Annotated in this window: 15 protein-coding genes; 7 read left to right on the top strand and 8 right to left on the bottom strand. The window is 46.7% G+C overall.

The window, feature by feature from the left end:
* Positions 1 to 26: 26 nt before the first annotated feature.
* Complete coding sequence (locus tag EOPP23_RS10590; RefSeq protein ID WP_153765967.1) at positions 27 to 830, top strand: MBL fold metallo-hydrolase; 804 nt, start codon at positions 27 to 29, stop codon at positions 828 to 830.
* 316 nt (positions 831 to 1146) lie between these two features.
* Here the strand turns inward: EOPP23_RS10590 and EOPP23_RS10585 are convergent, their stop codons facing one another.
* A complete protein-coding gene (locus tag EOPP23_RS10585; protein WP_153765966.1) occupies positions 1147 to 2871 on the bottom strand; it encodes an ABC transporter transmembrane domain-containing protein in 1725 nt (574 codons plus the stop codon).
* 379 nt (positions 2872 to 3250) lie between these two features.
* Here EOPP23_RS10585 and EOPP23_RS10580 point away from each other — a divergent pair, with 379 nt between their 5' ends.
* On the top strand, positions 3251 to 3949 hold the full coding sequence (locus EOPP23_RS10580) for an OmpW family protein (protein ID WP_153765965.1): 699 nt from the start codon (positions 3251 to 3253) through the stop codon (positions 3947 to 3949).
* A 72-nt stretch (positions 3950 to 4021) separates the two neighbouring features.
* On the opposite strand, the gene EOPP23_RS10575 is transcribed toward EOPP23_RS10580, so the two are convergent.
* Positions 4022 to 4558 carry a phosphatase PAP2 family protein gene (locus EOPP23_RS10575; protein WP_153765964.1) on the bottom strand — a complete coding sequence of 179 codons (537 nt, stop codon included), beginning with the start codon at positions 4556 to 4558 and terminating at the stop codon, positions 4022 to 4024.
* A gap of 248 nt (positions 4559 to 4806) precedes the next feature.
* Between EOPP23_RS10575 and EOPP23_RS10570 the strand changes: the two genes are divergently transcribed.
* On the top strand, positions 4807 to 5016 hold the full coding sequence (locus EOPP23_RS10570) for a cold-shock protein (RefSeq protein WP_153765963.1): 210 nt from the start codon (positions 4807 to 4809) through the stop codon (positions 5014 to 5016).
* Between the two features lie 78 nt (positions 5017 to 5094).
* Here EOPP23_RS10570 and EOPP23_RS21350 read toward each other — a convergent pair whose 3' ends face one another.
* Complete coding sequence (locus tag EOPP23_RS21350) at positions 5095 to 5268, bottom strand: hypothetical protein (protein ID WP_194842576.1); 174 nt, start codon at positions 5266 to 5268, stop codon at positions 5095 to 5097.
* Between the two features lies 1 nt (position 5269).
* Complete coding sequence (locus EOPP23_RS10565) at positions 5270 to 5905, bottom strand: CDP-alcohol phosphatidyltransferase family protein (RefSeq protein WP_153765962.1); 636 nt, start codon at positions 5903 to 5905, stop codon at positions 5270 to 5272.
* A 255-nt stretch (positions 5906 to 6160) separates the two neighbouring features.
* On the opposite strand from EOPP23_RS10565, the gene EOPP23_RS10560 reads away from it, so the two are divergent.
* From EOPP23_RS10560 to EOPP23_RS10550, 3 genes are all read left to right on the top strand, one after another.
* Positions 6161 to 6943: a DUF6776 family protein gene (locus EOPP23_RS10560; protein WP_153765961.1), complete on the top strand. Its 783-nt coding sequence runs from the start codon at positions 6161 to 6163 to the stop codon at positions 6941 to 6943.
* Positions 6944 to 7057: 114 nt separating this feature from the next.
* Positions 7058 to 7414 (top strand): iron-sulfur cluster insertion protein ErpA, encoded by a 357-nt coding sequence (gene erpA / locus EOPP23_RS10555; RefSeq protein ID WP_153765960.1) that lies wholly within the window; start codon positions 7058 to 7060, stop codon positions 7412 to 7414.
* 206 nt (positions 7415 to 7620) lie between these two features.
* Positions 7621 to 9072 carry a hypothetical protein gene (locus EOPP23_RS10550; RefSeq protein WP_153765959.1) on the top strand — a complete coding sequence of 484 codons (1452 nt, stop codon included), beginning with the start codon at positions 7621 to 7623 and terminating at the stop codon, positions 9070 to 9072.
* Here EOPP23_RS10550 and EOPP23_RS10545 read toward each other — a convergent pair.
* Positions 9056 to 10159 (bottom strand): anhydro-N-acetylmuramic acid kinase, encoded by a 1104-nt coding sequence (locus EOPP23_RS10545; protein ID WP_153765958.1) that lies wholly within the window; start codon positions 10157 to 10159, stop codon positions 9056 to 9058. The genes EOPP23_RS10550 and EOPP23_RS10545 overlap by 17 nt on opposite strands.
* A gap of 62 nt (positions 10160 to 10221) precedes the next feature.
* Positions 10222 to 11700: an OapA family protein gene (locus tag EOPP23_RS10540; protein ID WP_153765957.1), complete on the bottom strand. Its 1479-nt coding sequence runs from the start codon at positions 11698 to 11700 to the stop codon at positions 10222 to 10224.
* Positions 11701 to 12155: 455 nt separating this feature from the next.
* On the opposite strand from EOPP23_RS10540, the gene tyrS reads away from it, so the two are divergent.
* Complete coding sequence (gene tyrS, locus EOPP23_RS10535; protein WP_153765956.1) at positions 12156 to 13463, top strand: tyrosine--tRNA ligase; 1308 nt, start codon at positions 12156 to 12158, stop codon at positions 13461 to 13463.
* 110 nt (positions 13464 to 13573) lie between these two features.
* Here the strand turns inward: tyrS and EOPP23_RS10530 are convergent, their stop codons facing one another.
* A complete protein-coding gene (locus EOPP23_RS10530; protein ID WP_153765955.1) occupies positions 13574 to 13846 on the bottom strand; it encodes a DUF3081 family protein in 273 nt (90 codons plus the stop codon).
* A complete protein-coding gene (locus EOPP23_RS10525; protein ID WP_153765954.1) occupies positions 13830 to 14282 on the bottom strand; it encodes a DUF3429 domain-containing protein in 453 nt (150 codons plus the stop codon). The genes EOPP23_RS10530 and EOPP23_RS10525 overlap by 17 nt, the downstream gene beginning before the upstream one ends.
* Positions 14283 to 14326 lie beyond the last annotated feature (44 nt).

Genomic DNA, 14326 nt, shown 5'->3' with positions numbered 1-14326 from the left:
AGAAATAACAATAATAAGAGAAACCAATGGCTGATTTTGGACGAATACAATTCGAAGGTATTGAAGGGATAAGAACCGGCTGGAAAGACCACGTCACGGCTTCCTTCGTAAACTACCGAATAGGTGACACCCTTATTGATTGTGGCCCGCTCAGGCAGTGGCAATTTGTTCGGCCTTTTATCGCTGAAAAAGACGTCAGGCAGCTATTGATTACGCACTTTCATGAAGACCATACTGGTAATATTAAAAACATTCATGATGAGTTTGATGTATTGGCATCAGGACATGAGCGTACCGTCAGACAACTCAAGAAAGGCTTCTCTATTACTCTTCTGGAAAAGATTTTTTGGGGTTCTACGCCAAAGATAGCGATACAACCCTTTCCTGAACGAATAGAGCTGGATGACGGTTCACAGATTATTCCGATTCATGTGCCTGGACACTGCCATGATATGCAGTGTTTTTTTGTGCCTGAAAAGGGCTATATGTTTACTGGTGATCTTTATATTGCCAGTGCCGTGAAGTTTCTCCATGAAAAGGAGAACCTGGGGCAGCAGATAGACGATATTCGTAATGTTCTTAACTACGATTTTCAAACCATGTTCTGCCCTCACAGAGGTGTAGTAGAAGATGGCAAGCAGGCGCTGAGCCGTAAGCTGGAATATTTGGTCGAACTCTGTGGCAATGCTCAGCATCTATTTGGCCAGGGAATGACCGTAAAAGAAGTCACTAACCAGTTGCTTGGCCCAGATTCGCTGGGCGCTTATCTGACCCGGTTTAATTTCAGCAAGCGAGGCTTGATTAAAGGCTGTCTTGACGTACAGCTTTAATCAGAGCAGACGTTTAAGTTCCTCCTTGCATATATCTTTCTAAAGATTCATTTGATTTGCATCATATGTTCGGGTGTTTCACTCGGTTATTATCCATCCATATACTTTTTATAGAATACAGGATGATAGAAATGAGTTGTTGTGGTGCTTGCGGTGGTCAGGATGTTGAGAAGAAAAAAGAGCAGGAAGAAGTAGCCGGACACCAGGAAGAAAAGTCTGCAGAGAAACAAGAGCAGAAATAAGTCGGGTGTTTTGATCTTCAGCGCTTCTTCCAACCGGGATAGAAGCGCTGAGCATAGATGTTTATATTGATAGCCTATGCAGTATTAAACTGCAGCTTGGCAAGCCTCTGATAAAGAGGTGAACTCTCCAGCAATTCCTCGTGGGTTCCTATCGCCACTAACTGTCCCTTGTCCATAACTGCAATGCGATCAACGTGAGTTATGGTGGCTAATCTGTGGGCAATAACCAGTGTCGTTCGATTTTTCATAAGTTCATTCAACGCCTGCTGAACCAGATATTCGCTTTGAGCATCCAGAGCGCTGGTGGCTTCATCGAGCAGAAGTACTTCCGGATCACGGAGAATGGCTCTGGCTATCGCCATTCGTTGCTGCTGTCCGCCTGAGAGTTTTACACCACGTTCTCCCAGGTCACTGCTGTAACCCTGTGGCAGGTTTTGAATAAATTCATCCGCGTGAGCGGCTTTCGCGGCAGCAATAACTTCCTCATCGGTCGCTTCAGGATTACCGTAACGAAGGTTCTCCCAGACATTGGTACTGAACAGAACCGGATGCTGAGGAACCAGAGCAAAGTGACTTCTCAATCTTGCTGGCTTCATGTCGTTTATAGCAATACCATCCAGAGCAATATTGCCTGATTGAGGCTCTCTGAACCGAAGCAGAAGATCAAACATGGTTGACTTACCTGCACCGGAAGGGCCGACCAGAGCGATACGTTCACCCGCCTTGATGTTCAGGGTCAAATTATCAATAGCTGACTGATCAGGTCTTGAGGGATAAGCATAAGTGACCTGATTAAGAGTCAACTGTCCTGAAACCGAAGCAGGGTTGACGGGGTGCTCAGGGGCAAGAATTTCAGATTTAATCGCCTGCAATTCACGTATCCGGTCAACAGCTCCTGCAGCCCTTTGCAGCTCTCCGTACACTTCTGTAACCGCTGCCAGCGACCCAGCCACGATAATCGCATAGAAGACAAAGGCTGCCAGCTCTCCTCCTGACAGATTACCTTCCAATACGTCGCGACCACCAATATACATCATGCTGCCAACCGCGCTGAGCACCAGCAACATCACCAGCCCGATTAATGTTGCTCTTGTACCCACACGTTTAATAGCAACATCAAAAGCCTGTTCAGCAGCATCATTAAACTTATCAATAACCAGTTGTTCACGGTTAAACGCCTGAACGACTCTTATGTTTTGTAAGCTTTCTCCAACCCAGGCTCCAGCAGTAGCAATTTTATCCTGACTGGTTTTGGAAAGGCTTCTGACTTTACGGCCAATAAACAGCAGTGGAAAAACCACCAGAGGAACCGCGACCAGAACCATCAATGTCAGTTTCAGGTTGCTGATCACCATCAAAACAAGGCCACCAATAAACATCAGGGTATTGCGAAGGGCAAAGGAGATCTCCGAGCCGATCACGGATTGAAGCAGAGTTGTGTCTGTAGTGATGCGGCTTTGAATTTCACCGGAATGGTTTTCTTCATAAAACCCCGGGTGGAGTTTAACCAGTCTGCCATAGAGGTCTTTTCGTATATCAGCAACCACCCGTTCTCCCAACCAGGAGACAAGGTAAAGCCTGCAGTAAGAACCCAAAGACATGGCAAGGGTGAGCCCGAGAAATATCTGCAGAGCTTGCCAGAGCCCAGACACTGAGCCTTCAACAAAACCCTGATCGATCATCAGTTTGACACCCTGCCCCAAAGCAAGTGTTAAACCGGACGTAATCACAAGCGCCAGTAGCGCCCCCATCAGGTGCAATCGATAGGGTCGAATATAGTGCCAGAGCCAAGTCAGCATCACGCATCCCTGTGTTAAGAAACGGTTCTCGTCTTTCGTGAAGACCATGAACAGCTTCTAAGAAAATAAGTGTATTAAATTGAAATTTATTATTGGCAGGTTACTGACTGGATCCTGTCGACTCAATAGGGTGAAGCTAAACTGACGGAACTTTACTTTTATGTCATTTGATTTGGGGCTTGCTAAACCGTAAAAAAAGTCTGATGTAAGCAGTGATAATTCAGGTATAAAAAAAACAGTGAATCAAGTTAGCGAACCTGAGTGTGTAGACCTACACTGATCGACATCGCATTGATTGTGAACATCTGAAAAATACTTTTCAGAGCAATCCGTTTACAGGGAGTAAACATAACTGTTTTTTTTCTGAGGTGAATGAGAGATGTCCTACAGAAGAAACCTGCTGCCATTAATTGCTGCTGGTTGTGTTTCGATAAATGCTTTTGCCGACCTTAAGGAAGGTGACTTTGCTGGTAAGATTGGTGGGGCATATATTATGCCCAGCGATGCTTCAGTGAAAGTTGAAGGTGTTCCTGATCAGGATGGCAAGATTCAGGGTCATAAGCTGGATACCAAGAGAGATGAGAGCGCAATTTCTGTAAATATTGAAGCGCTTTATATGGTGACTGATAATATTGCAGTAAATATTGGTACATTTTGGCCTTCAGAAATTAAGAGCAAACTGGGTGGATCTGATAGTGCCAAGTTCAAATACAAAGTGTGGCCGAGCTACATTGCCGCTCAATTTTATTTGAATGATCCCGGCGAGGAATTCCGACCTTATGTTGGTGCAGGTGTCCATTACACAAAAGTAAGTGATGTCCAAACCGACAACGGTGCATTTGGTAAGTCTGATATGGACGGTTCTTTCGGGCTGCTTGGACAGGTCGGTGGGATTTACAATATCAATGAAACGATGTTTGTAGACTTCTCTGCTCGCTACATGATGATGGAAGCAGAAGGTAAGCTGGATTACCAGTTCACAGGAACCGGCAATAAAAAATACTCAGGTAAGGGTAAAGTGAAGGACTTCAAAATTGACCCTTGGGTGTTTAATGTCAGTTTTGGTGTGAAGTTCTAATACGCTATTTTAAAGGGGCTGGAACTCTTTAGCCCCTGTCTTTTCGGTGGGGGTCCTGACTATTTATGACCGCTACCAAGGGTAGCTGAGAGAAAGTCCATAATAGTTCTCTTTTAAATCTGTATTGATGTGCAACCCGTTATCAAACGGCTCAGTGAAATACCAGCTGCTCAATACCCCGAGTGCCGCACCTGCCAGAACGTCAACAGTGTAATGTTTCTCTGCATCAACCCTGCTGTATCCAACAAATGCTGCGCCTAAATAGGCAGGGACAGCGTATTGCCAGCCATATCTGAAATGTATGAATGAAGCTCCCTGAAAGGCGGCGGATGTGTGGCCGGATGGAAACGAGTCACGATTACCATTATTGGGGCGCTGTTTCCTTATTGTCTTTTTCAGGCCATAAGTGCTGATCACATTGGTAGCAAAGGATTTATAGAAAGCAGTTCGACCTTCAGAGTCATCCATATAGAAGGTAGAGGCAAAAGCTGCAGAAGGTATCAGAACCTGAAGAATGTCCCCTGTTTTTTCGGTGTTAGCCTGAGCATTACAGGACAGAAAAACACCAAGGCAGAGGGCGGAAAACAGGTGGATTGAGCGCTTTATCATAAAGTAACCAGATTGGGCTTATTTCAGCTTGTATCTGTTCAATCCGGATGTATCTTTAGAATTGTGCCTGCATTGCGTAACAGTAAAAATGCAGTACAATATCTTCAGCTTTAAGGTATGTCTTATTTATGTTTAGCATTTCGAAGTTCCATAGCTGTAGCTCGTCCTGAAGAATCATAAGTAAAAGTGGTACTTTTAGCTGAGCGGTCATCCAGACCATTTACTTGCGAATATTTCGGGAAAAGACTATGTCTACTTCTACTGGAACCGTTAAGTGGTTCAACGAGTCCAAAGGTTACGGCTTTATCGCTCAGGACGAAGGTCCGGACGTTTTTGCTCACTTCCGCGCTATTGTTGGCACCGGCTTCAAAACTCTGGTTGAAGGCCAGCGTGTTAAATTTGAAGTTACCCAGGGCGCAAAAGGTCCTCAGGCTGAAAACATCGAAGTTCTCGACTGATCGGGGCTTGATTAAAGAAGGCAACACAGCATCGCTGGTTGCCTTTTTTTGTGTCTGTTATCTATGGAAGCAGAGGCTTTAGATCAGTTCCTTGATGATTCGGGCTATTACCAAACCAAACAGCAAAAAAATAGCAATTCGAGAAAGCTTTGCCTGCTTACTCTGGCTCATGGGTTTGCCATAGCGTTCGACTGTCATAACCACAATGGCCAATGTCAGAAACAGTAGAAACAGTATCTTTAGTAGACTCATATTACTCCGTGACGGTAGCCGTCCTCTCTGCTTTTTTTATTGTCTGATAGCCACCCCATACCCTGGTAGCGGTGGTGAGAATACAAATTGCTGCAAACAACATTGCCAGTTCAGGGAAGTATTCAGGGAAAAGGCAGAAGAGCACAAAAATGGCAATGGTCTCTGTTCCTTCTGCCAAACCATTCATATAGTAAAACGATTTATGGCTGAAATCAGGGTCAGAAAGCTTCTTCTTTTCCGCCATGATGGCATAGGCCAGAAAGCTTGAACCTGTCCCCATAAAGGTAAAAACCAGCAAACAGGCGATGAGCGCATTGGCTGTCGGATCGGCCAGAGCAAAGCCGAACACAACGGCAGAGTAAAAGATAAAATCCAGCGTAATATCGAGATAGCCGCCCGCATCAGAAGGTGTGCCCAATCGAGCCAGTGCACCATCAATACCATCAAAAATACGGTTGCAGAGAATCGCGACCAACGCCAGCTCATATAATTGAAATGCCAGTAAAGGTACTGACAGCAGTCCAATCAAAAATCCGGCAAAGGTCACCTGGTCTGGAGTAATGCCTCTGGCTTTTAAAGTTTTTGCCAGCAGCCTGAGTGGCGGTGCAATTAATCGGGTGGTCCAGCGGTCAAGCATAGTTACCTGTCTAGTGAGTAGTTACTTTTCATATCAGAGGCTATTCAGGGCCTGTCAGCAAGCTATCATACAATTGACGAAGGGGATCGAATAGTTCTTGTACGTAAAGCTCAGGATGTTAAATGAAGAACAATATCTTATTAGGACGCTTGTTTGAGATAGATATAAGGCTTGTGTATAGTTCCGCTGACAGATTTTCAGTGATATCCCCTTCAACGGTTTACTCCTTATTCAGGCCAGTACTGGACACGTTCAATGACTGATACGCAATCACCTTCCCCCAAGGTATATGGACCCGGTAACCTGAAGGTTGTACCCCATGACCCTGCTAAAGAACGACGCAAGCGCAATATTCTGATCGTTACTTTTCTGGTGTCTGTTGCTCTTTCGTATTGGCTGGGGGGCAGGATTTCTGATACCGAAGCGGCAAGACTGAATAATGAAAACATTCGTCTTGAGCGTATTAACAAGACGCTCATTATGGAAACAGAAAAGCTGATTCAGCGTGTCGCTATTCTTGAGAGAACCGGGCAGGTTGATAAAGAGTCGATCAAGAATATTCGCGGTTTAATTCGTGAACTGGAAGGGGAAAAAGCGGCATTAGCCAAAGATCTGGCCTTTTTCAAAAGTATTCTTGCTCCGGAAAATACCGCTCAGGGTGTGAGACTGCATGAGCTGGAGCTGTTACCTGGCGATGCTGAAAATCGTTTTCTGGTCAGGCTGGTGGTCTCTCAGGTTGCTCGGGACAATCCTTTTCTGAAAGGAACCATGACCGTTGAGGTTGATGGTCTTTCTGGTGGTAAGAAGAAAACCCTGTCGCTGCTGGAGCTGTCAGGGCTGGATAAAACCCAGTCACTGGGGTTTCGCTACTTTCAGGCATTTCCTGAAAAAGAAGATTACTTGCAGATGGAAATTCCTGCAGGCTTTACACCAGAGAAAATTCGGGTGGCGATCAAGGTCAGACGTGGTGCCGTCAAAAGTATTGTCAAAACATACAGTTGGGATCAGGAGCTGGCCAGCAGCCTTAGTAGGGAGTAACTGCAGCCTGCTGCGGTTGTTAATAGTTGACTACTCTGCTGGGTTACTTGGATAATGCAGCCATAATAGTGATAACTGCGGGTTATCTGCTGTACGGATAACACGGGAGGATAAATGAGCGCTGTAGTGGAAACGGTCATGCCAGACCCTATTGAGCTAACAGAAACTGCGGCCAATAAGGTGAAGCAGCTTCTTGATGACGAAGACAACAAGTCCATGCGACTCAGGGCCTATGTAACAGGTGGTGGTTGTTCTGGATTTCAGTATGGCTTCAAGTTTGATGACCAGCTGGCTGATGATGACACCCTGATTAAACGAAATGGCGCTGAAATGGCTGTTGATTCCCTCAGCTACCAGTATCTGGTAGGTGCAGTAGTGGATTATGAAGAAGGCCTTGAAGGTTCACGCTTTCTGGTTAAAAACCCTAATGCAACCGCTACCTGTGGTTGTGGTTCATCCTTCTCGATCTGATTTCCATAAGGGCGAAGACTCTCTGTTTTCGCCCTCCCTCTCCTGATACTCTCCCAAACCCTCTTGCTCTATTACACTGAAATAAAGACACAAATACCCGGACATATGAATTCATAAACGATTTCCACGCCGCAGGCGGAGAAATCGCAGTCCAGTATTCAATCACGTGTGTCTGCACACTTAATCATCATACGCAGGGATCAGCTATGAGTGGTGGCTCGGTTTCAGGACCTGATCAGGGTAGTTCTATTGCAAGGCATCAACCTTTACTAGATGACCGGTCCAAAGTTGTTGAGGCTGAATTGGGTGGAGTTAAGCGTAGAATTCAGCATTTTGAACAGCAATCGAGCCAAATAGGTGCCAGAAAAATCTCGGCGCCTGATACCAGCCTGAAGAGTCGTCATGTAGAAAGAGTCGCTCCTAAAAGACAGCTTTCGCCTGATGCTTATCGGGGTGTTGATTCAGAGAAGAAAGTCGCGAAAAAAGATAAACCTGCCCCACCACCCAAGGCAGAGCACTTACAAAAAAAACAGTCCCAGCAAGACAGTGATTTCATCAAGCAGCTAAAAGGTGCTCATAACGAGCAGGTACGCCCCCGTTTGTATGAAAATCTCACCGTATTTGGTGAGCCTAAAGAAGTAAGAGCCACTCAGGATGAAATCAGGGCGATCAGTAAGCAGGTACGGGAAGAGCCTCTACCTTCAGAACAATCAGTTTCAGAAGAGCAAGTGCCAGACCTTGTTAAGAAGGAGGCTGCGGAGTCTGATAAGACAGAGCCTGAGTACGTAAACGTGGGACTTGGCAAAGACCATCCATGGCTGAAGCCAACGGATGAGGATAGGCGAGAACCGATTCGGCGTGAGGCTCTCTATGAGAATACTGCGACTTATATGGCTTTGACGCCTATTGGTTATGAAGACCCTTCTGATCCTGGATACAGCACTGTAGGTCATGTTAAAGAGAGCCCAGGCTCCAGTCACTACAATATTCCCAGAAGTGATAATGTTCTCAACAGTGATCTATATGATATACCTCGATCCTTTATCAACGGGGAAATGGTGCCCGTTGATAAAAACAACTACACCCTGATCGGTCCGGATCTGAACCTGTTGTCACAAGCAAATGCTATCTATGAAGAAATCAGGCCACAAAGCTATGGTCAGTCGGATACTCCACCCCCTTTGCCGCCCAGAATAACCGTTGCATCTGCTCATTTGCAGTCGTTGCATGAGAAAGGGGTGACGCTGGATAAGGCTGATTTGCTCAAGCCAGACCAGTTACCGGATGCCCATCCTGCCCGCTTTGCGCCTCTCTACCAGAAGCTGGAAGGAATGAAACAGGAATTGCCGGAATTAATTGAGGCATTTTCGAAAGCTGCGCCCTCCAGGCTTTCAACTCGCAAGTGGGTCAAACACAGAATGCAGCTGGCTGAACTAAAGAAGCTGGCGGGAAAAGCCAGTAAGCTGCAAGCCACTTCAAAGTTGCTGGTTGAAAAAATGAAGCAAAGTCAGTTGTCTCTGAGAGATAGAATTGATATCGATGATCAGCTTCTGGATTTGAATAGAATTCTACGACCTGCTTGTGTAACGAAATATGGTTTCTTCGCAGCCCCGGATAAACTGATGCATCTGCCTGTTAAGCTCAGGCAGGATAAATAGCACCAAGCATTCTGAGCCCTTTGGCTCCGGTAACTTCTGGTAAGTTACTGGTCAGTCTTCCAAGCGTCCTACTGGCTAACCAGGCAAAAGCAATCGCTTCCACCCAGTCCGGATCAATGCCGAGGAAGGATGTGCTTTGAACCTTACAGTGACTCAGCTCCTGCCTTAATAACTCCATTAAATTGGCATTTCTGGCTCCACCACCGCAGATATAAACGGCTTTGGAGTCAGGAGAGTATTGCTTGATGTGAGTGGCAATACTGACGGCTGTCAGCTTGCACAGCGTGGCTGCAACCGTATTGGCAGATAAATGAGAAAAATTGTTCAGCTGCCCTGAAAGCCAGTCAGGATTGAACAGCTCTCTGCCGGTACTCTTGGGAGTCGCCTGCTGAAAATAAGATTCGGTCAGGAACTGCTTCAACAATGCTTCATCAGCAGAAGTTTTGGCTGCCCAGTCGCCATTATTATCAAAAGGTTGGCCAAGGTGTTGTTGAGTCCAGTAATCCATCAGGATATTACCAGGACCGGTATCAAACCCTGTGACAGGAATACTGCTGTCAGCAGAAAGCAGAGTCAGGTTAGCCATACCGCCAATATTCACAATCACTCTGTCTTCATCACCCTGATGAAAGACCGCTTTGTGAAAAGCAGGCACCAGCGGTGCACCTTGACCTCCTGCTGCAACATCCCTGCGACGGAAGTCTCCGACTACCGTGATGCCAGTCAGTTCAGCTATCAGACTGGGATCGCCGATTTGCAGGGTATAACCTTTTTCAGGTCGATGACGAATTGTCTGACCATGACTGCCAATAGCCTTAATCTGATCAGGCTTGTAGCCGGACTTTTCCAAAAGATTGTGCACAGCTGTAGCACTCTCGGATGCAAAGAGAGGTTCTGCTTCAGCCATTCGTTCAATTTCATTATCGCCAGGGAGGGTCAGCGTTTGCAGTTGCTGTTTAAGCTCTGCTGGAAGAGGGTGAGAGAGGGAGGCGATTGACTGGCACTGATCGTTTTCTATGGCAACTAGGGTGGCATCAATAGCGTCCAGACTGGTTCCTGACATCAGGCCAATGAAGAGTTCAGGCATCAGTTCCTTCCCTGATTAAAACAGAAGAGGCAACCCGGAACCGGGTTGCCATAAGAGATTGCTTAAGGCTGGTTGCTGGCCAGCATGGTGCCGCTGTGCTGCTCAAGCTGAGCCAGAATCTTGCTGGCATGAGCCTTGAAGTTAGCACGCTCTTTCTTGGCAATAGGCGCTGCATCAGGCAGTTTAACCGTCATCGGGTTACGGTGAACGCCATTAACACGGAACTCATAATGCAGATGTGGACCGGTAGCCCAGCCTGTCTGCCCGACATAACCGATGGTTTGTCCCTGTTTAACTCTGCTGCCCTTACGGAACTTCCGGTTTACCCGGCTCTGGTGAGCATAAACAGTCACCACGTTGTTGGGGTGCTGAATATAAACGACGTTGCCATAGCCTCGCTGTTTACCGATAAACTTGATTCTTCCGTCACCAGCCGCCTTGATAGGAGTACCGGTTCTGGCTGCGTAATCAACACCACGGTGTGGGCGCTTGGTCTTGAAGACCGGGTGCAGTCGGTTAGGGTTAAAGCGTGAACTGATACGGGTAAAATCTACCGGCGTTCTCAGGAAGGCTTTTTTCATGCTCATACCGTTGGCAGAGTAGTAATCGGTGTCACCATCCCTGTCGGTATAACGAACAGCCTTGAAGACCTCACCTCTGTTGGTAAAAGTGGCTGCAAGAATATTACCATTCTCCAGCTTTTCCCCGTCCAGGTATTTTTCTTCATAGATCAGGTTGAAGCTGTCGCCTTCACGTATATCAAGAGCGAAGTCGATGTCCCAGCCAAATATACCGGCCAGCTCCATGGTCATATTCTCTGGTATTCCTGCCCTCTGGCTGGCCAGAAATAGAGAGTTTTTGATGTTGCCTTCGGCATAAGCCACTCTGATCTCTGGAGTCAGAGTAACCTTCTGCGCGGTGTAGCCTTTGTCAGTGTGCTCATAGAAGATACTGTTCAGGCGATCCTGAACATAACGCATCTGGGTCAGGGTGCCTTCACTGTTCACCCTGAACTTGAGCTTCTGACCGGGGCGAATATCGGTCAGTTTTTTACCCAGTTTCGGGGTTTTGGAAATATTGTAAACCACGCGAGCACTCAGGCCTGCGTCGTTAAACAGTGTTGAAAGGTTGTCACCGGACTTGACTGTCAGAGTCTGCCACTTGCCAAGAGCCGCTTCTTCAGCAGCCAGACGGGCAGCTTCCTGCTTAGCTTTTTCACGGGCAATACGCTGTTCTTCGGTTTCTTTGGCAACCTTAGGCGTTTTAGATACAGAAGGTGCTTTAGATACAGAAGGTGCAGAATTGGCAACCGCTTTCAGGGTTTCTTTTATGGAGTCTTTCTGGTCATCGGACTGGTGCCCATCGATTACCAACTCCATTTCAGAGCGTTTGGCTTCAACCTGAGAAGAAGGCAGAAGACCAATCACTGTCATCACCGCAGCAGCAACACCTGTCACAACGAGGAGGTGTCGCTTTGGAAATTTTTTGATGCCGCCGATACTGCGATCACGCGAGGCACTTTGTGTAGAGAGCTTTGTCATAACGCAATATGCATGTTTATGTTAAGTAACTATGTGTTTAATTATATCTCGAAAAGCTAACGAATGAATTGATTTATAGCTATAGGTGATTTGTAAAGTTTTCTGCACAGTTCTGACAAAAAATCGACAAGGTCTGTGTAGTCGCTTTGCAGCGCTACGCAGGAAGGCTCTTTCCCATAACCTTGTTAGGTATATTTCGCCCTGTTTAGCCGCAGAATTACTGCAGTCCGATAAAAGTCACGAGTATTCAGCAGCAGGAGCCAATTGCGGCTTTGTTCTGGCGTCATTTTGTTGTATTTTGTCCCGTTCTTTACGTAGACCTTATGCTGGTTCGCCAAAGGCCTGTTTCGTTGAACTTCGACAGAAAGTTTGAAACATGGTTTTAGAGCGTTGATCAGCATAAGTGTTTGAATCAGCAGACGCTTTTGATCAGCAAAAAGCAGCAGGAAAGGTAAATGTCCGAGAGTCACAACCCGCTACTGAATGACCTCCAGGCCCGCCAGCTCATCGCGCAGACTACTGCCGTCGAGGAACTGGACGCTCATTTGAGCGAACAGCCTCGAGTTCTTTATTGCGGCTTCGATCCGACTGCCGACAGCCTGCATCTTGGTCATCTGGTTCCACTGCTGGTACTCAAGCGCTTCCAGGAAGCCGGCCACAAGCCTATTGCTCTGGTTGGCGGTGCAACCGGTCTGATTGGTGACCCAAGCTTTAAGGCTGCGGAACGTCAGCTTAATACTCCTGATGTCGTAGCCGGTTGGGTAGACAAGATCAAAGGTCAGGTCAGCCAGTTTATTGACTTCGATTGTGGCGACAATTCTGCACTGGTTGTGAACAATCTGGACTGGACCGGTGAAATGTCCGCTCTGGATTTCCTGCGTGACGTGGGCAAGCACTTCTCTGTGAATGCCATGATCAACAAGGAATCGGTTCAGCAGCGTTTGAACCGTGAAGGCGCCGGTATCTCTTTCACTGAATTCTCCTACGCTCTGTTGCAGGGAATGGACTTCTCCGAATTGAACCGTCGTTACGACTGCACTCTGCAAATTGGCGGCAGTGACCAGTGGGGCAACATTGTCGGTGGTATTGATCTGGCTCGTCGTCAGAACAAATCCCGTGCTTTTGGCCTGACTGTGCCACTGATCACCAAGTCTGACGGCACCAAGTTCGGCAAGACCGAAGGTGGTGCGATATGGCTGGATCCAGCCAAAACCTCTCAGTACGCTTTCTATCAGTTCTGGATGAATACCGCTGATGCTGACGTTTACCGTTTCATGAGTTTCTTCACCTTCCTGTCTCAGGAAGAGATTGATGCCATCAAGAAGGCGGATGAAGAACGTGAAGGTCGTCCGGAAGCTCAGCGTATTCTGGCAAAAGAAGTTACACGTCTGGTTCACGGTGAAGAAGGTCTGCTGGCTGCAGAACGAATCACTGCTGCACTGTTCTCCGGTGATAGCAGCAGCCTGTCCGAGAATGACCTTGAGCAGCTGAAGCAGGATGGTCTGCCAAGTGCCACCCTCAAGCGTGATGAACTGAAAGGTCAGCCAATGACTCAGCTGTTTGCTGAGAAAGGCATGGTTAAATCCGGTAAGCAGGTTAAAGATGCTCTGGCTCGCAATGCTGTCTTCTTTAACGGTACAGCTCGTGGTGCAGCCGACAATATGAACCTGCCAGAATGTTTCTCTGCGGAAAATGCCATGTACGGCCGCTTCTTCATGGTGAAACTGGGTAAGAAAAACCACTTCCTGTTTGAAGTCGTATAATTGTTGTTGGCTTAAAGTTTGATTTAAAAAAATACTAGCTATTAAAAAGGCTGCTCCTTAACAGGGCAGCCTTTTTTTGTTCCTGTAAAAAACAGCTTCTTAAACGTCAGTTAACTGCTCTTGTCTTGATTCAGAAACTCAAGGTTCAGCAGTGAGTGCATGAAATCATCAATATCGGCTTGATGTTTACTGTCGAAGTGAAAAGTATTGTGAAAACCGATAAACATCTTTACCTGTTGGGTTCTTAACATAACGGTATAGCCGTCATAGGATGAAGAGGCAAAGAAGCCTTCGTAATAATATTCGTCGTCTATTTTTTTACCATTCTCGCGAATGATCTCAAATATTTTTAACACCCTGATGATATCAATAGCGTGTTCCATAAGTCACTCCTGTAACAAATAGCAGCATGATGACCAGACCGGTAATCGTAAGTCGGGTTGTGTAATAGCTTTCGGTTATCTGATTGTTTCTTAGCAGATGCAGATCGACCAGCAACAGAACAACCAAACTGATTATATAAACTGAAATCTGTAGCACGCCGAACGGCAACATCACCAGACTGACCCAGGCGGACAACATAACAAGGTTACTGATCCAGAGTATCCGACAGTCTGATGGCTGGTTCGAATGAAGAGTATTGCCCCAGTGTGACCCGGCAAGAAAAGCGATGATCAGAGCCGCATAAGTTGTGCCTGCCAGGTCTACATGGCCCAGAACAGGTATCAGGTCTATCTCCATGAGTCGCAGTAGTGCCCAGGCGGCGAAGGGGACAACACCTGCGGTGGCCAGAACTGCATACAATCGTACTCTACTCATTCTCTACTTCCTCCATGAAGATGGATTAAGTATAGAAAAAGGCT

Origin of the sequence: Endozoicomonas sp. OPT23 (assembly GCF_009653635.1) — a bacterium.
Lineage (GTDB): Bacteria > Pseudomonadota > Gammaproteobacteria > Pseudomonadales > Endozoicomonadaceae > Endozoicomonas_A.
Note: the sequence above shows the minus strand (reverse complement) of the source record. Positions and strands in the feature narration are given on the sequence as shown.